Origin of the sequence: Dyadobacter sp. CECT 9275, from assembly GCF_907164905.1 — a bacterium.
In the GTDB taxonomy this organism is placed as follows: Bacteria; Bacteroidota; Bacteroidia; order Cytophagales; family Spirosomataceae; genus Dyadobacter; species Dyadobacter helix.
In genome coordinates, this window is sequence record NZ_CAJRAF010000002.1 from 1359751 (window position 1) to 1379936 (window position 20186).

At 48.8% G+C, this 20186-nt stretch carries 15 protein-coding genes; all 15 read left to right on the top strand.

From position 1 onward, the window contains the following. The first annotated feature begins 59 nt into the window (after positions 1 to 59). The 15 genes from KOE27_RS13735 to KOE27_RS13805 all read left to right on the top strand — a co-directional run bounded on the left by KOE27_RS13735 (position 60) and on the right by KOE27_RS13805 (position 20164). The gene (locus KOE27_RS13735; protein ID WP_215239434.1) at positions 60 to 3278 is read left to right on the top strand and encodes a SusC/RagA family TonB-linked outer membrane protein; all 3219 of its coding nucleotides are present in this window, start codon (positions 60 to 62) and stop codon (positions 3276 to 3278) included. Positions 3279 to 3292: 14 nt separating this feature from the next. Beyond that, positions 3293 to 4771: a RagB/SusD family nutrient uptake outer membrane protein gene (locus tag KOE27_RS13740; protein WP_215239435.1), complete on the top strand. Its 1479-nt coding sequence runs from the start codon at positions 3293 to 3295 to the stop codon at positions 4769 to 4771. Positions 4772 to 4853: 82 nt separating this feature from the next. Beyond that, the gene (locus tag KOE27_RS13745) at positions 4854 to 6698 is read left to right on the top strand and encodes a hypothetical protein (protein WP_215239436.1); all 1845 of its coding nucleotides are present in this window, start codon (positions 4854 to 4856) and stop codon (positions 6696 to 6698) included. Between the two features lie 26 nt (positions 6699 to 6724). Further along, positions 6725 to 7489 carry a phytanoyl-CoA dioxygenase family protein gene (locus KOE27_RS13750; protein WP_215239437.1) on the top strand — a complete coding sequence of 255 codons (765 nt, stop codon included), beginning with the start codon at positions 6725 to 6727 and terminating at the stop codon, positions 7487 to 7489. A 39-nt stretch (positions 7490 to 7528) separates the two neighbouring features. Continuing rightward, positions 7529 to 8584, top strand: coding sequence for a hypothetical protein (locus tag KOE27_RS13755; RefSeq protein WP_215239438.1), 1056 nt, complete (start codon positions 7529 to 7531; stop codon positions 8582 to 8584). Positions 8585 to 8658: 74 nt separating this feature from the next. Further along, positions 8659 to 9822, top strand: coding sequence for a sialidase family protein (locus KOE27_RS13760; RefSeq protein WP_215239439.1), 1164 nt, complete (start codon positions 8659 to 8661; stop codon positions 9820 to 9822). A 54-nt stretch (positions 9823 to 9876) separates the two neighbouring features. After that, a complete protein-coding gene (locus KOE27_RS13765; protein ID WP_215239440.1) occupies positions 9877 to 11139 on the top strand; it encodes an MFS transporter in 1263 nt (420 codons plus the stop codon). Next, on the top strand, positions 11136 to 12263 hold the full coding sequence (locus KOE27_RS13770; protein ID WP_215239441.1) for a sialidase family protein: 1128 nt from the start codon (positions 11136 to 11138) through the stop codon (positions 12261 to 12263). Before KOE27_RS13765 ends, KOE27_RS13770 begins: the two co-directional genes overlap by 4 nt. Before the next feature lie 91 nt (positions 12264 to 12354). Continuing rightward, positions 12355 to 13512 carry a sialidase family protein gene (locus tag KOE27_RS13775; protein ID WP_215239442.1) on the top strand — a complete coding sequence of 386 codons (1158 nt, stop codon included), beginning with the start codon at positions 12355 to 12357 and terminating at the stop codon, positions 13510 to 13512. Positions 13513 to 13571: 59 nt separating this feature from the next. Continuing rightward, positions 13572 to 14504, top strand: a complete 933-nt coding sequence (locus KOE27_RS13780; RefSeq protein WP_215239443.1) for a dihydrodipicolinate synthase family protein — start codon at positions 13572 to 13574, stop codon at positions 14502 to 14504. 50 nt (positions 14505 to 14554) lie between these two features. Continuing rightward, complete coding sequence (locus KOE27_RS13785) at positions 14555 to 15769, top strand: sialidase family protein (protein ID WP_215239444.1); 1215 nt, start codon at positions 14555 to 14557, stop codon at positions 15767 to 15769. 39 nt (positions 15770 to 15808) lie between these two features. Then, positions 15809 to 16504 carry a GDSL-type esterase/lipase family protein gene (locus KOE27_RS13790; RefSeq protein ID WP_215239445.1) on the top strand — a complete coding sequence of 232 codons (696 nt, stop codon included), beginning with the start codon at positions 15809 to 15811 and terminating at the stop codon, positions 16502 to 16504. A gap of 56 nt (positions 16505 to 16560) precedes the next feature. Continuing rightward, the gene (locus tag KOE27_RS13795; RefSeq protein WP_215239446.1) at positions 16561 to 17349 is read left to right on the top strand and encodes an SDR family oxidoreductase; all 789 of its coding nucleotides are present in this window, start codon (positions 16561 to 16563) and stop codon (positions 17347 to 17349) included. Between the two features lie 64 nt (positions 17350 to 17413). Next, a complete protein-coding gene (locus KOE27_RS13800; protein ID WP_229252766.1) occupies positions 17414 to 18604 on the top strand; it encodes a sialidase family protein in 1191 nt (396 codons plus the stop codon). Positions 18605 to 18610: 6 nt separating this feature from the next. Further along, complete coding sequence (locus tag KOE27_RS13805) at positions 18611 to 20164, top strand: sodium:solute symporter family transporter (protein ID WP_215239447.1); 1554 nt, start codon at positions 18611 to 18613, stop codon at positions 20162 to 20164. The last annotated feature ends 22 nt before the right edge of the window (positions 20165 to 20186 follow it).

Consider the following 20186-nt stretch of genomic DNA (forward strand, 5'->3'; position numbering starts at 1 on the left):
AATAGCAGAACTTAATTTTGTAAAAGTTAAATCAAGCCAAACCTTCTAAGCCCATTACTATGCAAAAGAGAATATTACTATGTCTTTTTCATTGGAAGCCCTGTTTGTTATCTGTTGTTCTGACGTGCCTTTGTATCTCTGTTGCCTTCTCTCAAACAGCAGTCAGGGTTTCCGGAAAAATTATTGATGAAAAGAACGAGGGATTGCCAGGTGTTAATATCCAGGTAAAAGGAACAACCACCGGAGCAACCACCGATGCTGACGGAAACTATTCCCTGAACGCCACACCGGGCTCATCCCTGATTTTTTCTTTTATAGGATACCAGAGCCAGGAAATCGCGGTTGGAAACAGCTCCGTAATCAACGTAACGCTTAAAGCAGACGTGGCGGTTCTTCAGGAAGTATTGGTGGTCGGTTATGGTAAACAGTCCAGAGAAACACTGACCACTTCCATCACCAAGCTGGACACCAAAGCACTTGAAAACGTACCTTATACCAATGCGGCATCGGCCCTGCAGGGAACTGTTTCAGGGGTGAGGGTGCAGAGTACTTCGGGACAACCCGGTTCAGCACCCAGGGTGATCGTCAGAGGTGGTACTTCTATCAATAATCCCAACGGAGCCAGCCCTTTATACATTATTGACGGGGTAATACGTACCGATATGAACGATGTCAATTCAGAAGATATTGAGTCAATGCAGGTTTTGAAAGACGCTGCATCCACCGCCATATACGGAGCAAGGGGTTCCAATGGGGTAGTGATCATCACCACCAAAAGCGGGAAATCAGGCCAGACCCGGATCTCCTACTCTTACGACCTGACCACTTCCAAACCAGGTAAGTTATTTGAGCTTGCCAACGCACGAGATTATCTGACCCTGAACCGTCTGGGGGTTTTCAGTGCACCCAAATTCGGAGATTACACTTCCCGGCTTATCCTTCCTATGGGATACGGAACCGGCAACGACCTCACCAATAACACTGCATTTACCACACAATACCTGACATCCGCTAACGAGCACAAACTGAAGGAAGGATGGCAGAGCATGCCTGACCCCGCCGACCCGACCAAAACCCTGATATTCCAGGATACTGACTTCCAGGCGCTTAACTATCAAACCGGAGTATCCCATAACCATAATCTGGGCATCACCGGAGGTACCGAGAAAGCTACTTTCAATGCAGGGGTGGGTTATATGACAGCGGATGGTACGGTTATCACGACCAAATACAGCCGGTTGAGTTTCAACCTGAATGGGGAGATCCAGGTGAAAAAAAATCTGAGCGTTTTTTCAAGAGTGATGTTTTCCAAGGCCAAATCTAATATCCCGTACAGTTCTACGGCCGTTACTTTTTATCGTAATGCCGGATTGGCACCGACAGCCAAATACAAGTTTGAGGATGGAACCCTGGCACCAGGTACCAATAACGGTATCGGAAATCCTGAGTACCAGATGAACACCCGGAAGTATGACAATTCAAATGAAAAGCTGACCATCTCGCTGGGTTCTCACTGGGATATACTGCCCGGCTTATCTTTCGAACCGCAGATTTCAATGTACAATATTTCAAGAGATGTACGTTCCTTTCAGCCAGGTTACTGGAACGGACCACTTGCGTATGTAGACTCCCGTGTGTCTTCGGCAAGTTCTTCCAAATGGCGGCAAACCCAGGCTGAGGGTGTATTAGCCTACACCAAAACACTCGCGAAAGATCACAACCTGGACGTTCGGGCGGGTCTTTCCTACTTTGTCCGTGATACCTCAGGTATCAGTGCAAGCGGCAGAGGTGCATCCACCGATTTGATACCTACCTTGAATGCTTCAGGCGAGGCAACTGCCGTGAGCGGAACCGTGACCAGGCAGGCCATCATGGGATATTTTGGAAGCGCCAATTACAACTATCAGATGAAATACCTGCTTACCGTAAATATGCGCTATGATGGTGCCTCCAACCTGGGCGAAGAATATAAGTGGGGATTTTTCCCGGGGGTTTCGCTTGGATGGAACATTCACAAGGAGGATTTCTGGAACGGCATTTCAAGAAGTGTTTCACAGCTGAAACTTAGGGGAAGTTATGGTGTAAACGGTAACATAAGCGGCCTCGGAGATTTCACCGCCTACGGCGCGTATGGCGTAGGTGCCAAATATGGCGGAGCTGCTGCAATCCAGAATACCGTAATTCCAAACAAAGACCTGAAATGGGAACAATCCAAAACCTTTGACGTAGGTGCCGATTTCGGGTTCCTGGACAACCGGATCACCATGATCCTCGATTATTACCGCCGTGTGACGAGCAATCTGTTAACCAGCCTTCCTTTGCCTCAGTCAACCGGCTTTGGAAGTGTACTAACCAACCTGGGTTCATTGGAAAACAGGGGATTCGAGGTAGAACTCGGTGCCCGTGTGACCTCCACCAGCTCGCCTCTGCAATGGAACGTGGCTTTTAACGCCTCGAAAACCAAAAATAAAGTATTAAAACTCCCATATAACGGAATTGAGAATAACCGCGTGGGTGGTATCCTGATCTGGGATGACGCCAAACAGGATTACGCCTGGAAAGGCGGCCTCCAGGAGGGTGTGCGCCTGGGTGAAATGTATGACCGCCAGCAGGTCAGGATCTATCCTACGGATGAAGATGCCAAAAATGGACCGATTGCCTCCTACATTGTGGGTGCAGATAAAACGCAGTATGGTGGTGACGTAGAATATTATGATGCCGACAAAAACGGGACCATAGATTCCAGAGACAAAAGATACATGGGAAATGCCTATCCGGTATGGACCGGAGGGTTATCCAACACCCTGAGTTTTAAAAATTTCAACCTGTATGTAAGAATGGATTACACCACGGGGCATACCATTTTTAACTGGGGCCGCCTGTTCCTGGACGGTAACCTGTACTCGGACGGAAACCTGACGCAGCGGATGGTGGACCGCTCCTGGAAAAAACAAGGAGATATTACCGACATGCCCCGCTCCTACTGGGGCGGTGAAAGGGTACAACGCAACCTGTTTGACGGAGTTACCACGAGCGGGAATTCGCAATACATGGAATCAGGAGACTTTCTGGCCATCCGCGAGGTTACACTGAGTTATTCCGTTCCATCCAAAATACTGAATAAGCTGAAAATAGCCAACCTCAGGTTTAATGTCACTGCAAACAACATTCATTATTTCACCAAATATTTAGGACTAAACCCCGAAGAAGGAGGCACAGACGACGGACGGTATGCTATGCCCAAAAATATAATCTTCGGAGCCAATCTCTCATTTTGATCAAAAAGGAAATCATGAAAAAATTTAGAATAATATCCTTTGTCCTGCTGGTGTGTTTATGCGGATCTTCCTGTGATGTCCTGGATGTATCTCCAACCAGCGTAATTACCACCAACTCCTTCTGGAAAACACAGAACGACGCAGAAGGTGCATTAAACGGCATGTACGTAAACCTCCGAAACATTTCAGGCGCTATCTATACCGTAGGTGAACAACGCAGCGAAGTTTTCGAGGGCGGCGTTTATGGCAGCGGCCGAAATGACCTCTTTCTTAACGAACTCAGTGGAGATCAGCCTAACCACCCCGACTGGAGTGCTTTTTACGCGGTTGTCAACTCGGCCAACCTGATCATCAAATATGCCGAACCGATTACCTTTAAAACGGAAGCAGCCAAAAATAACCTTTTGGCACAGGCATACGCGATGCGCGCTTATACTTATTTTGTAATGACCAAAACCTGGGGTGACCTGATCATCCGCACAGAACCCACTGAAAGTTCCAGTGCAGAGATCACGATCAAAGAGCGTTCGCCACAGGCCGAAGTCTTTGCATTGATCAAAAGTGATATTGAAAAAGCATTGTCGCTTTTTCCCGACAACAATTTTGTAACAGGAAGGTCCAAATGGTCCAAAGCAGCCGCCAATACACTTAAGGCTGACGTTTTCCTGTGGACCGGCAAAAGGCTTAACGGCGGCCAGGCCGATTTCACCACAGCTCTTAACGCCATTGCCGAAGTAGAAAAAGCAGACGTTTCCCTGCTTCCTAACTTTGCTGACCTATTTGAATACGCCAACAAAGGAAACAAAGAAACGATTATGACCATACGTTATCAGGACCTGGACGGCGCAGCCAATAACCAGTTCTGGCTGCACTGGATCATCGACAGCGCCATCCCATCAAACATTGATGCCGCTACCAAAGCACTCATCCAACCCGTGGGAGGCGGCCAGGGGCTGCTGGTACTCACCCCGCTGGTCAGAACCCAGTTCACGGACGATGATACCAGGAAAAAAGGTTCATTTTATGAAATCTATACCTATGATGCGCAGGGAAAACCAACCTTCTATACCACGCTGTCCATGAAAGGCCGCGGTTTGCTCACCGGTGGTACCCGATTATTTCTCAGTGACATTGTCCTTTATCGCTATGCGGACGTACTGTTACTGAAAGCCGAAGCCAAAAATGCATTGGGCCAGGATCCAAGTGCGGAGATGAACAAAGTGAGGGAAAGAGCCTATAAGACAAATTTCGCCAGTCACATGTTCGTGTCGGGCACCAAAGAAGCCAATGACGATGCCATCCTTAAAGAAAGACTTTTCGAACTGGTTTACGAAGGAAAAAGATGGTGGGACCTGGTGCGGTTTGGAAAAGTATTTGACCTGGTCCCGAACTTAAAAAGCAAAAAAGGCCAGGATTACCTGCTGCTCTTCCCGATTGCCAATACGGTACTAAGCCTTGAACCGAAGGTCAAGCAGAATCCGGGGTATAAGTGAGTAGTGGCGGTGGGAGGTGGGCAGTAAAAGTAAACAGTAGTCAGTAGGCAGTAGGCGGTAGGTGGTAAAAAGTGATGGTCAAATGGGTCAAAAAGTTAATAGTCATACACGTCGGAGATTTTTAAAGAGTACTGTTGCCAGTGTAGGCGCAGCGCAGGCTCTTCCCGGAATATTCGGAGACAATTCTGGTTTGCTGCGGGACAGCGTATCTGAAAAGAAAGAACCGCTCTCAAAAAAGCATAAAAACCTGTTCAATGGTGACACCTGTGTTTTCTTTTACAACCCTGAAAAATGGCAACCCGGGGATTATACCTTTAAGCGCGTCATTAATCCCAGAACCGGAAAGCTCAATACCAAAGAAACGCTGCAGGGTGGTCCTTTTGCTGCCAAGGCCATCCACCGTTTTGTAGACGAACTGGCCGACAACGATATTGATACCTTTGTTATCAACGCCAACGCATCGCGGGCCTGGTACCCCAGCAAGACCATCCCGAGTATTCTGGACGGGTACAAACGTGGTGACCGTGATTTTTTCAGAGGCCACGCTATCTGCCAGGGAATTACGGAACCGGAAGCCGTTGAAGATTTTCTGGATACCTTCTCAGCTTTCATGGACCGCTACCAGGATTTGCTGGATGCCGGGGTAGACTGGCTTGCCGAAACATCAAAGGCTTGCCGCAGGCGCAAGATATCACCCTGGGTAAGTATCCGGATGAATGACCTTCACGGGAGCAACAACTTTGAGGGTAGTTTCTTCAACCTGCCTCTTTTGAAACAAAAGGAAATGCGGTTGCAGAATAGCTCCTATGGCCCGCACAACCCGTCGTATCGGGAAGGGCTTAATTATGAAAAGGCCGAAGTACGGGATATCATGTTCAGGCAGATCAGGGAGGTGGTGGAAGATTACGACTTTGAAGGCCTGGAACTAGACTGGTGGAGGCAGCCGCTTTGCTGTGAACCCAATGCTTCTGAGCAAACGATTGAAATGATGCGCAACTGGATCAGGGAAATCAGGAAGCTCACACAGGCAAGGGCCAGAAAAACCGGCCGCCCCTACCCTTTGGGTATTCGGATCCCTGGCAGGCTGGATATTCTCAGAAGTATCGGTCTGGACGTAGTAACACTTTGCCAGGAAGGTACCCTGGATTTTATCTGTCCTTCGGGATTCTGGTGCACAACCTGGGACATGCCGCACGACCAGCTGCGAAAGTTGCTGGGCGACAAGGTAACTATTTACGGGGTGATCGAAGACGGAGCCAATGCCCTTGCCACAGTGGACCCGGAGCGGAATACTACCCAAAAACTAAGATACATTTCGGCAAGCAAAGAAATACTGCATGCCAACGCAGCTGGTAAACTTGCACTGGGCGCGCAGGGAATAGAGTGGTTCAACTTCTATTGCACAGATCAGGCCCGGATTCCCGGCGTCATCACCGAATATGCCTCTCTGCGTAATATTTATAACCTGGACTATCTCCGCGGGCGTCCCAAACATTATTCTTTCGCAATAGGTGGCCGATCATTTAATCTGATTCCCTTTGAACTGCCACCGCAATTACCAGTGGTTCTGGAGCCTGTATCCCAGCATCCCTTTAAGATACCCATGTGTGCGGAGCCGGCCAATGCCAACCTGGAACTCGTCATTCAGATCGTGCTGAAATCCGACGATCCGGTGACACATCTTCCGGTTTCTTTCAATGGTTGCTGGCCTAATCTGGTAAAGGAAAAAACGGCAAAGCTGCTCTTCCCGCTGGGATTCTACACCGACCACGTAAAGGAAAATACTGCGTACAACTTCAGGTTTCCCATCACGCTGGTAAAGGAAGGCTGGAATGAAATTGTGGTGGAGAATGGAGGCAAGGCAACTTTAAATGTAGTGTGTATCGAACTGGCGGTGAAGCCCACAGAATTTAATACGAAACAATAATCTATCAATCAGAAAAACAGGTAGTTATGGATATTGAATTAATAAAAAAACAATTTGCAGAAGATGGTTATGTTTTTCTGCCTGGGTTTATTTCGGCAGAAGAAATTGAAGAACTGAATAAAAAACTCGAAACCTTTATTGAAAACGTAGTACCAGGCATTCCGGCCACGGATGTTTTCTACGAAGACAAAAATGACCTTTCCACTTTAAAGCAGATCATGCACGTTTCGGAATACGAGCCCGACTTTGCTCCTTTGCTTAAAAATAGCAAGTTCAGTAAAATAGCTGAAGAACTGCTGGAAGACAAAGTGATACCGAGAATTCTGGAATATTTCAACAAACCTCCGAAAATCGGAAAACCTACGCCGCCGCATCAGGATGGGTACTATTTCATGCTCAAACCGGCCAAAGCGGTCACCATGTGGATGGCGCTGGAAAATGTGGATGAAGCCAACGGATGCGTACGTTATGTAAAAGGTTCTCACCTAAAGGGGATGCGTACCCACGGCCGCACCCAAACGCTGGGCTTCTCGCAGGGGATTGTTGATTACGGACTGCCGGAAGATATGGAAAATGAAATTGCTTTTCCGGCCAAACCCGGCGACCTGCTCATCCACGATTCCCTCACGATACACCGTGCCGATGGAAACCAAACCGCCGATCGCACGCGGAAAGCTCTTGGCTTTATTTATTTCGGAGAATCTGCCAAAGAGGATGTGGAAGCCAAAGCCGCATACCAGGCCAGGCTGCAGAAAGAAATGCAGGAAAGAGGCGAGTTAATTACCGGGTAAATACCGGGTGATATTATCAATTTTCTAATTCATTTACGAATGCTTAAAGTCACAAGATACCTTCTTATTTTCCTTCTCTCGGGATACTGCCATACCTGGGCAAACGCCGCCATCCCGGCCGACTCCATCAGTATAACCAGGGTATGGGACAAAGAGCAGCACAATGCATTTCCGGATCTGATTCAGTTTAAGGATTATTTTTATATCACGTTCAGGGAAGGCGCCAACCATGTTGGGAACGAAAACAACGGCAAGGTGAGGATCATCAGATCCAAAAACAGGAAAGACTGGGAGTCAGTGGCATTATTTGACATGGATGCCGAAGATGTGAGGGAAGCCAGGTTATCCCTGAGGCCCGACGGCACACTGATGGCGATTGTGGCCGCCGGCATTTTCAAAGACGGAAAATACCTTACCCTTGCTCCCTATGTCTCTTTTTCGGACAAAACAGGAACCCATTTCTCTACACCCGAAAAAACCACCTTTAGTAAGGAAATTGCACCAGCACTCGACTGGATCTGGAGAATCACCTGGCACAAAGGAATAGGCTACGGAATCATGTACTCCGTAGATTACAAGATGGTTGATGGCAAAAGGGTAAGAACCATGTACGCACAGCTGCTACGCACCAAAGATGGAAAATCTTACGAAAAGGTACCCGGCGTAGCTATTAACGGAAGCCCTAATGAATCCACAATCCGTTTTGACAGCCACGACAATATGTATGTACTGGCGAGAAGGGAAACGGACGACCAGATGGGCATACTCGCCGTGAGCGCCTTTCCCTATCGCACGTGGGAGTACCACAAATTAAGCCAGAGGCTTGGAGGACCTAACTTTCAGTTTATGGGCAAGGACCGGCTGGTGATAGGCACCCGTATGCACGAGGGCAACGCTGCCTCTACCGCGCTCCATGTGACAGACCTGAAAGGAAAGATTCTGAAAACCATTAAACTTCCCAGTGGAGGCGATAACAGCTATCCGGGAATGGTGCTGGATAAAAAGATACTCTGGGTAGCTTATTATTCCAGCCATGAAGGCAAAGCGATGATTTACCTGGCCCGGGTACCCGTCAGCGATCTGAAAACTAAATAAGTAGATCGCCGGATCACCCGCCATACCGGCTAAAATCACAAAAGGTTTTTAATGATTATTCCTAAACATAAACCATGAGAGTTCTGAAAATTTCAGTTGTTTTGATATTAATAGCCCTGCATCCGGTTGCCATGGCAGGAGGCGAAAAATATGAAGGCCGCACATCCCTTGCTGACTCTGCACGGCATCTTATCATTTCAAAGGGTGGCGAAGCGGGTCTATATCAGGCATTCCCTGATGCCTGCCGGCTAAAAAACGGAGACATCGTAGCGGTGTTCTACGCAGGAGATGAACATGTTACCAAGCAAAGCACTCAGTATCCTAAAGCAGGAAGGCTCTGTATGGTACGTTCTAAAGATGAGGGCCGTACCTGGTCAAAGCCAGTTACCATATATGATGACGCAGACGATAACCGCGACCCTCACATTGCTCAGTTGAGTGACGGATCACTGATCTGCAGCTTTTTTTCACTTCGTTATGCCACTTTTGGCGCCAAGGATTATGAACCGGTAGGCGGCCCTCAGTTGATCCGTTCAAAAGACAATGGTAAAACCTGGGAGAAGAAAGCAACGCTTCTGCAAACCGGAAGCGTGGATTGGTATTGCTCAGCACCGGTACGCGAAATGCCGGACGGAACCCTCATTCTGCCTGTTTACTACATGGACAAAGGAGCTGTGCATGCCTGGGGCGGCGTGATCCGTTCAACGGACAAAGGTAAAACCTGGGGGCAGGTTATCCCCATTGGTCAGGAAGCCAACCTCCCGCTTGCTGCCGAAACAGATGTTATTCTACTGAAAGACGGAACATTGTATGCTGCCCTGAGAGCTCAAAAGGACTTCCCCATGCATTATGCCGTCAGCAAGGACCTGGGTAAAACCTGGTCCAAAGCCATGGACATAGGTTTCAAAGGTCATTCTCCTTCCTTTACCCGGCTGAAAACAGGTGAGATCCTCCTTACCACCAGAGCATTCAAAGGAACTACCGGCAACAGAGGGTATACCGGACTCCGCGTCAGCCGCGATGAAGGAAAAACCTGGGAAGGACCTTATTTGGTGGATGAAACATTGGGCGCTTATCCTTCCACAGTGGAGCTCAAAGATAGCTCCGTGCTGGTGGTTTATTATGAAGAAGGCAAGGGAAGCGGTATCCGCGTCTTTCGTTTTAACGTACCAGAAAAAAGCGGCGACCGTATCTCGCTCAACAATCCGGAAGCACTTTTAAAACTTCCTCTAAACTGACCGAAGGAAAAAAACCTAATTCTCATTCATTACATATTCCCCAGTAAAAAGCCTATGTCCACAACTGAAACAGCACCATTAAAAGCTGAGTATGTACTACCTTCCGGAGCATGGAGGGTAGTTGTTTTGCTGTGTTTTGTGGGTTGCCTTAATTACCTGGATCGTACCATGATCACCACCATGCGTACCTCAATTATCCAGGCAATGCCCATGACAGATGCGCAGTTTGGATTGCTTACTTCTGTTTTCCTTTGGGTGTATGGCATTCTGAGTCCGTTTGCAGGTTTCCTCGCCGACCATTTCAATCGCAGCCGGGTAATCATCATAAGTCTTTTTGTATGGTCTGCCGTTACATGGCTGACAGCCTATTGCACTTCCTTCGAACAGCTCCTGGCCACCCGTGTGCTCATGGGCATCAGCGAAGCCTGTTACATTCCTGCGGCTCTGGCGCTTATTGTCGACTATCATAAAACATCCACTCGTTCTCTGGCATCAGGGATTCACATTGCTGGCATCATGGTGGGCCAAAGCCTGGGTTTCGTTGGCGGCTGGATCGCAGAGAAACAAGACTGGAGTGCTCCGTTCGGCGTCTTTGGTGTGGTGGGTGTTGTTTATTCCTTCATCCTGCTGTGGTTGCTTAAGGATGCCCCAAAGACCGGGCAGCCGCAGGAAAAGAAACAGGAATCTGAGGTACATTTTTTCACCGCCTTAAAGAGCCTGTTCAGCCAGGGTTCTTTTCTTCTGTTGATACTTTTCTGGTCTTTGCTCGGTATTATCGGCTGGATGGTAATGGGCTGGATGCCCACTTACTATGAGGAACATTTTAACCTTTCGCAGGGTATGGCCGGGTTATATGCAACGGGTTATCTCTACCCCGCTTCCATTGCAGGTGTTATTTTAGGCGGATTTTTAACCGACCGCTTTTCCCGCGGCAATTCCATATCCACATTTCTGGTGCCGGTAATCGGCCTTTGTATTGCCGCTCCGGCTATTTTTATTGCCAGTAACACCACGGTACTTCCGCTGGCAATCACCATGTTCATGTTTTACGGGCTGACACGTATGTTCAGCGATGCCAACATCATGCCGATACTCTGCCTGATAGCGGATGTCAGATACCGGGCAACGGGTTATGGTGTCATTAATTTATTCGCCTGCGTCATCGGAGGCTTAGGCTTGTATGCAGGGGGTGTGTTGCGGGATATGGATGTAGACCTTGGAAAAATATTTCAGTCTGCGGCTTTGCTCATGGTTGTCTGCATCGGATTGCTGTATCTGATCCGGAGAGGGGTAAATAAAAAATCGGAGGAAATATGAAAATTATTGACAAAGGAAAAATACCTACACCCGACCATGACAAAAATTTCAGAAGTAACACTTTTCCGTGTATCGAGATATTACCCTCTGGAAGATGGCTTGCTGCCTTCAAAGCAGCAGAAATAAAAGGTGACTGCGCGTTTCAGCATGCAGTAATGACCTGGTCGGACGATGAAGGCAAAACCTGGATCACTCCTTATGAGCCGGTGAAACTCCCCGATATTAACGGAACTCCCGGCCTGAGCAGGATTATGTACTTTCTGAGCCTCGGCGGCAGCCGTGTGCTGATGCTCGCCAACTGGATGGATGCCTCGGATATGTCTCTTCCTTATTACAACCCTGATCAAGAAAACCTGAAAGATACCCGGATTTTTACAAGTATTTCGGAAGACGAAGGTGAAACCTGGTCATCACCACAGTTAATGAACATCCCCGGCATCACTGACCCTGTCCCTTTGACGGGAGCGCCGTTCAGGCTGGGAAACGGGATTATTGTATGCCAGTTTGAGATCAACAAATCCGAAAATGATACGTCGCCCTGGGTACATCGCTCAGCCATGGTGTTTTCAGACGACGATGGTAAAACCTGGAACGATCCCGTGGTGGTAACCGAGGTACCTGATATGTATTACTGGGATCAGCGGCCGGTGATCCTGCAGGACGGGCGCACTATAGTTGATTTCTTCTGGACACTGGATGGGAAAAAACAGGAATACATCAATATCCACGGAAGAGAAAGTACCGACGGTGGAAAAACCTGGGGCGAGCTTTGGGATACCGGTATTTATGGCCAGCCCGGTCCTTCTGTTGACCTGGGTGACGGACGCCTGGTAACCATCAGTATCGACAGAACCGTGCATCCGGTGATAACGGTAAGGATCTCATACGACCGGGGCCGGACGTTTGACGAACCGCTGGTAGTGTTTGAAAAAAACAACCTGAACAGGCAAGACAGTAGGCAGATCAGCATGAACGACGCCTGGGACGAAATGGCTGCCTTTTCGGTAGGCCATCCGGCGTTGGAAAAGATCAATGACAACGAGTTGCTGGCTTATTACTACGCGGGTGACCATACGGATGAAACAAGCATAGAATTCGTCAGAATTCAGATCCGGGAAACATAAAACTTGATGATATGGATGTAAATACAATTTAATGCAGACAACCAAACGCCAAAAGCTAATAGCTAGAACCTATTCCTAAACCATAACCATTATGACTACCTACCCATTTCGCGGACTGATGCTGCTTATCTGCCTCATGGCAACGGCCTCTCTACAGGCTTCCGATATAAAAACGGCACCGGCCGACACCCTCAAGCCCATTATGATTTCAAAAGGTGGAGACGCAGGTGATTATCAGGCTTTCCCTGACGCCTGCAGGCTGAAAAACGGAGATATTGTTGCCGTATTCTATGCAGGTGACGAGCACGTAACCAAACAAAGCGAAAAGTACCCGAAGGCGGGAAGGATCTGCCTGGTACGCTCCAAAGATGAAGGGCGCACGTGGAGCAAACCTGTGACCATTTACGATGATACCGACGACAACCGCGATCCGCACATTGCCCAACTTAGTAACGGTGCACTGGTTGTCAGCTTCTTCTCCCTCAGATATGCTACGTTCGGTGCAAAAGAATATAAGACGCTGGGTAGCCCTCAGCTCATCTGGTCAAAAAATAATGGGAAGACCTGGGACAAAGAAGCTACTCTTCTTAAGACCGGAGATATTGACTGGCTTTCTTCCGCTCAGGTAAGGGAAATGCCGGATGGTACGGTTATCCTGCCCATTTATCATCAGGAAGGCAAAGGAGGGCTCAAAGCCTGGGGCGGCGTGATGCGTTCCGCTGATAAAGGCAAAACCTGGGGCCCTGTGATCCCCATCGGCGAAAAAGCCAACCTTCCCCTGGCTGCTGAAACCGATGTGATTTTACTGAAAGACGGCACGCTCTACGCCGCTTTACGGGCTCAGCAAGAGGTACACATGCATTATTCAACCAGCAAGGACATGGGCAAAACCTGGTCAGATGTAAAAGATATTGGTTTCCGGGGGCACTCACCTTCTTTCACCAGACTTAAATCCGGTGAGATATTACTTACTACCAGGGCATTCCGGGAAGCGCCTTCCAAGAAAGGATACACTGGCCTGCGGATCAGCCGCGACGAAGCCAAAACCTGGGAAGGTCCTTATCTCGTGGATGAAACGCTTGGGGCTTACCCGTCCACTGTGGAGCTGAAAGACGGTTCGGTACTGGTGGTGTATTATGAAGAAGGCAAGGGAAGCGGAATCCGTGCTTATCGTTTTAAGATACCGGCCAAAGCAACAGATGCCCCGTTTGCCACCCCCAGAAGCCTGGGGATTCTTACCAGCAAATGATGCGCATACTTTAATTCTTTAGTTTCTCCGGCGCTAAAATCGGCCACAAACATAACACGATGGAGCAGCTTTCGGCTCAAAATTTAAAAGGGACCTGGTGTACAATGCTTTTGCCCGTCAGGGCAGATAACGGTATTGACTATCAGTTACTGGAAGACGAGCTGGACATACTCTGCAGTGCCGGTATCAGCGGAATTTATTCAAATGGTACTGCGGGCGAGTTTTTCAACCAGACCGAATCAGAATTTGACTCCATCAATCAGTTATTGGCACAAAAATGCAGTCAGTCTGGTATTCCCTTTCAGATTGGTGCAAGTCACATGAGCCCGCTCATTTCTCTGGAAAGGATCCGGCGGTCACGGTCTTTAAAACCAGGAGCTTTTCAGGTAATCATGCCCGACTGGGTAGCGCCCAACCCTGATGAGCAAGTAAACTTTCTGAAAGTGATTGCCGAAGAGGCCTTCCCAATCCCATTGGTTTTATATCATGTGGGCCATACCAAAACGGTTTTGAAACCAGCCGACTTTGGCCGGCTGGCGCTGGAAATCCCCTCCCTGATCGGCATAAAAGTAGGTGCCGGTGGGGCTGAATGGTATACCGCAATGCTGAAGGAAAATCCGCCGCTTTCCGTTTTTGTTCCCGGCCACAAACTCGCCACCGGTGTGAAAGAAGGCGTGGCCTCAGGAGCTTATTCCAATATGGCCTGTATCCATCCGCAGGCAGCGCAGCAATGGTATCTGCTAATGCAGGAAGATTTGCCCGCGGCACTGGAGATGGAACAGCGGATTACACAATTTTTCGATCAGTGTATTTTACCACTGCATTTTAAAGGTTATTCTGACATGGCGCTGGACAAATTCCTGGCGGCAATAGGAGGCTGGACCGCCGTTGGCACACGTGTAAGGTGGCCCTACCAGTCAATTGACCAACAAGAGGTATCGGCAGTCCGAAAAATTGGCAGAAAGTTGATACCCGAATTTTTCCTTGTCTGAACTTCACATACTTCAATACCACAGCAACCATTTTACCAAACCCCATTATAATGAGATTGAATAAGATATCAGGACTTTTTTTAGTTTTCACCCTGGTGATGATCTACGCTCCGGGTATCCAGGCCCGCTCCTTTTCTCTTCCCGGAGCTGCCCTACTTGCGGCTGACAGTATTCCTGGAGTGCGTAAAATCGAAGATGTGATCATTTATCAGAATCCGGATTTTCACGCTGCTTTTCCATCAGTCATCAAAAAGAAAAACGGTGAGATACTGCTTGCTTTCCGCCGGGCCCCCAATCGGAAAATTTTCAGTGAAAAGGGCACCAATCATGTCGACCCGAACAGTTATCTCGTAGCGGTGAAATCGAAAGACGGCAAAACCTGGACCCCTGAACCAGAATTGATCTATGCACATACTTTTGGAGGTTCTCAGGACCCCTGTCTGCTTCAGTTGAAAGACGGTACCCTGTTGTGCGCCAGTTATGGATGGGCATTTGTACGTCCCGACGGCATCCCCAATTTAAAAAAACCATACTTCGAAGCAGGTGGTGCTATTTTCCTGGGAGGCTACATCATGCGTTCTACCGATGGCGCCAAATCCTGGCAGGGACCCATTTACCCTCCTCATATCGCCCCGGAAATTAATCATACCGCCCTTGGAAACATGGTTCCGGCATATAACCGTGGTGCCATGTATGAGGGCAAGGACGGACGGATTTTTTGGGTTGTAGCGGCGACTGACCAGCAAAAGCCCGGTAAAACTTCCAATCACCTGCTGATATCATCCGACAAAGGGCTTACCTGGAAATATTCCGCTCCGGTGGCAGTGGACAGCAAGGTATCTTTTAATGAAGCCTCGGTTTATGAAACACCCAAAGGTAATCTGGTTGCTTTTCTGAGAACCGCCGGGCTGGATGACCAGGCCTGTATTGCACGCTCCACCGATGGCGGAAAAACTTTTACTGCCTGGGAGAAAATGGGATTTCAGGGACACCCGTTACAGGCACTTCGCCTGCCCGATAACCGCGTGCTGGTTTCCTACGGATACCGCCATAAACCGCTGGGCATCCGGGCCCGGATTCTGAACGCCGAATGTACCGATTTTGCAACGGCTCCGGAAATTGTTCTGCGCACAGACGGAGGCAGTACCGACCTTGGATATCCCTGGGCCGTTCAGCTGGATAAGAACCGCGTGCTGGTCAGTTATTATTTCAATGTTCCAGGCGGCCCGCAGCACATTGCCGGAAGTATTCTGGAAATCAAATAAACGGATCGTGTGCTTATCTCAAATTTCACCGACATGCTGATGAAAATACGCCGGTCCTGCTTCCCAGGAGTTACTGTCACCATGCTACTATTGGTTTTTCATACCGCCAATGGCCAGCAAACAAACTGGGATAGCACCGCAAGGCCTGATGTTTATGCTCCGCGGGTTGGGTTGATGAAAACGTTTCGTCACTCCAGAAAGGACATTGTTTTCCTGGGGAACAGCATCACATTCTGGGCCGAATGGAGCGAATTTCTGGAAAACCGGCATGTAAAGAACCGGGGCATTCCCGGCGACAACAGCTTCGGTGTTCTCGAACGCCTCGGAGAGGTAACCAACGGAAAACCAGCAAAGATTTTTGTAATGATCGGCATCAATGACCTGGCCCGGAATATCCCGGCAGAAATATTACTGAAAAATTTCCAGCGGATTGTCCGTAGGATAAAAACGGAATCTCCCGACACACGAATCTATCTTCAAACCCTGCTTCCGACCAATGATTCCTTCCACAAAATGACCAATCACTGTAATAAGGACGCGGTGATCAGGGACGTAAACCTTGGGCTGGACCAATTGGCAAAGGACGAAAAAGTCTCTTTCGTTGATCTGTACAGCCACTTTGCGGATGAAAAGGGAAAATTAAAAAAGGAGCTTACATGGGATGGCGTACACCTTACGGCGGAGGGATATCTGCTTTGGGCCGCTGTCCTGAAACGGGGTAAGTATTTAAGATAACAACCGGAAATCTCAGATTTCCATCATGAATAGTTTCAACAAACCATGTATTCTGAATGACAGCTTACCATACTGATATATTCCAACTGAACGACAAGCACATCTGGGTATTTGGCGGAGCAGGTTACCTGGGGCAGGCTACCGTGCTGATGCTCTCCAGGCTAGGGGCAAAAGTCCTTTGTGTGGATCTGGACAACCGAGCGGAAATCTTTGTAAGGAATAACAATTTAACAGGTGTTACACCCGCCTCGCTTGACATCAGAGAGACAGGGGCATGTGAACAGTTTGTCAAAGACCGGATCGCAGAGCGGGGTGTTCCGGACGGTTACGTAAACCTGACCACTGCAACAACAGCAAAAAAAATGGAAGACCTCACCGCCGAAGATTTTGATTCCGTAAATCATGGTGGCTTAACCTCCACCTTTATCCTCACCCGGGCGATCGGCAGCCAGATGGCCGTTCGCAACAGGGGAAGTATTGTACTGTTTTCCAGCATGTACGGAACGGTATCTCCCTATCCCGAGGTATATCAGGAACCGATGAACAAAAATCCGCTGGAATACGGGATTGGCAAGGCGGGAATCACCCAGATGACCCGTTATTTGGCCGTGCACTGGGGGAAATCCAATGTACGTTGTAACTGCATTTCTCCGGGCCCGTTCCCCAATCCTGAGGTACAGAAAACCCATGGGGCCTTTGTGGAAAGACTGGCCGGGAAGTCTCCGCTGGGCCGAATCGGACAGGCGGAGGAGATAGCAGGTTCCGTGGCTTTCCTGTTGTCCGGGATTTCTTCCTATATCACCGGCCACAACCTGGCCGTGGATGGCGGGTGGACCTGCTGGTAGGACGCCTCAGGTTTATCCATCTTAAAAACATTTTTTGAAACACCATTCCTAACCCCAATATCTTATGCAATTGAACACGCTTATACGACTCGGGCTGATGCTTGTCCTTATCTGCAAAGGCCTCTATGATGTTTCGGCCGACCCTATGCCGGGCGACAGTATTAAAGGTGTCCGGAAAGTTCAGGATGTCATGATTTATCAGGACAGTCAGTTCCACTGTGCATTTCCTTCTGTTGTTAAACTGAAAAACGGGGAAATTTATGTAGCCTTCCGCCGTGCTCCAAACCGGAAAATATTTGGCGAAAAAGGTACCAGCCACGTAGACCCGAACAGCTATCTGGTAGCGGTACGCTCCAAAGACGGGAAAACCTGGACCAAAGAACCTGAACTGATCTATGCGCACCCCTTTGGTGGTTCGCAGGACCCATGTCTGCTGCAATTGCGGAACGGGAATTTGTTATGCGCCAGTTATGGATGGGCGTTTGTTCGTCCTGATGGTCTCCCAAACCTTAAAAAACCGCATTTTGAAACCTCGGGCGCCACATTTTTGGGTGGTTACATGGTACGTTCCACCGATGACGCAAAATCCTGGAAAGGTCCCGTTTATCCGCCACATATCGAACAGGAAATTCTTTACACCGCCATGGGAAATCCACTTCCAGCTTATAACCGCGGTGCTTTGTATGAGGCAAAGGATGGCCGCATTTTATGGGTTGTTGCCAATACCGACAGGGAAACACCTAACAAGACCTCCAATCACCTGATTGTTTCGGAGGACAAGGGCCTTACCTGGAAATACTCAAGCGCCGTGGCGGTAGACGACAAGATTTCCTTCAATGAAACATCCGTTTATGAAACGCCGAAGGGGGATATCGTTGCATTTATGAGGACCGAAGACAATGGCGACCAAGCTTGCATCGCACGATCCACAGATGGCGGAAAAACATTTAAACCCTGGGAGAGCATGGGCTTTCAGGGACATCCGCTGCAGGCGCTTCGCCTCCCCGACAACCGGGTACTCCTCAGTTACGGTTACCGCCACAAGCCGCTGGGAATCCGGGCACGTATTCTGAATGCGGAATGTACCGATTTTGCCACAGCTCCTGAAATAATTCTACGTACAGATGGCGGCAATGGTGACCTGGGTTATCCCTGGGCAGTTCAGCTGGATAAAAAACATGTGCTGGTAACTTACTATTTCAATGTGCCGGGAGGTATGCAGCATATTGCGGGCAGTATTCTGGCAATAGACTAACCCCAGATGATGCCGCATCCCATCAACACGCAGGTGCCACTCCTTGCAGCAATGCCCCGGCTAACCTACCCGGACTGGATAGTCATAGCCGTTTACGGTGCATTGATGCTTTTTATTGGCTGGTACTATTCACGCAGAAACAAAACCCAGGAAGACTACGTGCTAGGGGGCCGTAAAATGAACCCTACCTCGGTGGGTATCTCCTTGTTTGCTACGCTGCTCAGTACCCTGAGTTACCTGTCCTATCCCGGCGAGATGATCAAACACGGGCCGGTAATCTTCTCCGGAATGATTGCCTATCCGGTGATCTATTACGTGGCAGGCTGGTGGCTGATTCCCTACATCATGAAAATGAAGGTAACCAGCGCTTATGAAATCCTGGAAAGAAAACTGGGGCTCAGTGTGCGGATGCTGGCAACGTTCATGTTTCTGTCGCTCCGGTTTTTATGGATGGCTACCATTGTTTACGTCACGGTAGACGTTGCTTTGTTATCTGTTATTGATATTAACCCTGCCTATACTCCGTTCATTGGCATCATCCTCATGCTGGTTACCATCATTTATACTTCTATGGGTGGCCTTAAAGCGGTCGTTCTTACCGATGTGATCCAGTCAGCCATCTTTCTGGGCGGGGCTGTTCTGAGTATCATCATCATCTGTCTGAACCTGGATTCCTTTACAGGCATATTTCCAAAACAATGGCCCGCTCACTGGGATACACCCCGGCTCGGATTTAACGTCATGGAACGTACCTCAGTAGGAAATGCTGCCCTGGTAATTTTCACCTGGTACGTATGTACTACCGGATCTGACCAAATGGCCATACAACGTTACTTGTCAACCAAAGACATCCGGGACGCCAGAAAAACCCTGCGGGTTTCGTTTTTTTCAAGCATGCTTTCAGACCTGCTGCTGGCGCTTCTGGGATTATCCATGCTTGCGTTTTATGTCAAAAATCAGCATTTTCTGTTACCAGGACAAACAATTTACGAGCAGGCAGATACTCTTTTCCCGAGGTTCATCATGATCGGGTTGCCTGCGGGGCTTTCGGGACTGGTCATTTCCGGCTTGCTGGCAGCCGCCATGTCCAGTATGTCGTCGGGTTTGAACAGTGTGTCGTCCGTTATCGCCGAAGACTTCCTGAAACGGTTCCGGAATCCATCAGCCACACCACCTGACCCGCTCAGGCTTGTTAAACAGCTCTCCTACTTTTCCGGAGGTATTGTAATTGTGCTCAGTCTTTTTGTGTCGGGCGTACAGGGAAACCTCTATGAAGTGGTCATGAAAGTCGTCAATCTATTTGTAGCACCCTTGTTCGTCCTGTTTTTCATGGCCCTGTTCGTCCCTTTTGCTACCGAAAGAGCCACTTTTGCTGCGGGCCTCATAGCGGTTGGTGCCGCCATAGGGGTGGCGTTTTATGGTGTTTTTGGTATTACCATTCTGTGGATGATGCCGTGTTCACTGGTTACAGGCGTTGCGGTTGGCGTGCTGCTGAGCCTCCCTGACAGGTTCTTACTTAAAAAAGGGCAATCCAGGGATCCGTTGAAAGTCTCTGAGTAGTTCAAATAAAATGATTACATCA

Bases quoted from the DNA above. Each gene is read 5' to 3' on its own strand.
- KOE27_RS13735 (WP_215239434.1), top strand. From the start codon at position 60: ATGCAAAAGAGAATATTACTATGTCTTTTTCATTGGAAGCCCTGTTTG.
- KOE27_RS13740 (WP_215239435.1), top strand. From the start codon at position 3,293: ATGAAAAAATTTAGAATAATATCCTTTGTCCTGCTGGTGTGTTTATGC.
- KOE27_RS13745 (WP_215239436.1), top strand. From the start codon at position 4,854: ATGGGTCAAAAAGTTAATAGTCATACACGTCGGAGATTTTTAAAGAGT.
- KOE27_RS13750 (WP_215239437.1), top strand. From the start codon at position 6,725: ATGGATATTGAATTAATAAAAAAACAATTTGCAGAAGATGGTTATGTT.
- KOE27_RS13755 (WP_215239438.1), top strand. From the start codon at position 7,529: ATGCTTAAAGTCACAAGATACCTTCTTATTTTCCTTCTCTCGGGATAC.
- KOE27_RS13760 (WP_215239439.1), top strand. From the start codon at position 8,659: ATGAGAGTTCTGAAAATTTCAGTTGTTTTGATATTAATAGCCCTGCAT.
- KOE27_RS13765 (WP_215239440.1), top strand. From the start codon at position 9,877: ATGTCCACAACTGAAACAGCACCATTAAAAGCTGAGTATGTACTACCT.
- KOE27_RS13770 (WP_215239441.1), top strand. From the start codon at position 11,136: ATGAAAATTATTGACAAAGGAAAAATACCTACACCCGACCATGACAAA.
- KOE27_RS13775 (WP_215239442.1), top strand. From the start codon at position 12,355: ATGACTACCTACCCATTTCGCGGACTGATGCTGCTTATCTGCCTCATG.
- KOE27_RS13780 (WP_215239443.1), top strand. From the start codon at position 13,572: ATGGAGCAGCTTTCGGCTCAAAATTTAAAAGGGACCTGGTGTACAATG.
- KOE27_RS13785 (WP_215239444.1), top strand. From the start codon at position 14,555: ATGAGATTGAATAAGATATCAGGACTTTTTTTAGTTTTCACCCTGGTG.
- KOE27_RS13790 (WP_215239445.1), top strand. From the start codon at position 15,809: ATGAAAATACGCCGGTCCTGCTTCCCAGGAGTTACTGTCACCATGCTA.
- KOE27_RS13795 (WP_215239446.1), top strand. From the start codon at position 16,561: ATGACAGCTTACCATACTGATATATTCCAACTGAACGACAAGCACATC.
- KOE27_RS13800 (WP_229252766.1), top strand. From the start codon at position 17,414: ATGCAATTGAACACGCTTATACGACTCGGGCTGATGCTTGTCCTTATC.
- KOE27_RS13805 (WP_215239447.1), top strand. From the start codon at position 18,611: ATGATGCCGCATCCCATCAACACGCAGGTGCCACTCCTTGCAGCAATG.